The 616-nt window shown below is 62.5% G+C and carries 1 pseudogene and 1 riboswitch; the pseudogene reads left to right on the top strand.

The features are described from left to right. Positions 1-93, top strand: a pseudogene (locus tag LI94_RS22880) (type VII secretion protein EsxI); the annotation flags it as partial. A 193-nt stretch (positions 94-286) separates the two neighbouring features. Further along, positions 287-472, top strand: a riboswitch (M-box (ykoK) riboswitch). Positions 473-616: the final 144 nt, after the last annotated feature.

Consider the following 616-nt stretch of genomic DNA (forward strand, 5'->3'; position numbering starts at 1 on the left):
TACGAGCAGGCCAACAGCCACGGTCAGAAGGTGCAGTCGGCCGGCAACAACATGGCCAACACCGACGCGTCGGTGGGTTCCAGCTGGGCCTGATCGCCCCGCACTTTCGCAGCGCGGCAGCACACCCGATCCCTGGGTGTGCTGCCGCGTTTTGCATTCTCGAGAAGGCCTATTTCGGCCGAAGGCAAGCGCTTTCGCCTCCGGTGCGCAATGATCTGGACGATGCCGTCGGCGTCCCGGCGGTTCGGATTGACCCCTGCCACCCCACTGGTGCACTATGGTTAAGCAAGCACCTCGTTAGGTGAGGCGTCTGCACGGATACAGGCCACTGACCCCGAACGTCGAAAGACGCCCCGGGTCAGGACAGCTCCTCCCGGATTAAGGGTTGAGCCCAAGTGGCTTCCGGGTCTGCACATTAGTGCAGGCCAGGACACGCCGTGCAGTGCCGAAGCTCTGACGAGAGGGGTGCGGATCTCGGTTGTCGCCGGGCTACTTCACCTCGTCGTGCATACGTGCAGGCACCCGCGCGTGCCCAGGCCGAGAGGAGGTGAGAGCGACATTGAGTCCGAGTGATAGTTCCTATCCGGGATCGGTGGTCTGTCTCTTATACACATCT

This window comes from Mycobacterium sp. UM_Kg27 (assembly GCF_000972905.1).
Classification (GTDB): Bacteria; Actinomycetota; Actinomycetes; order Mycobacteriales; family Mycobacteriaceae; genus Mycobacterium.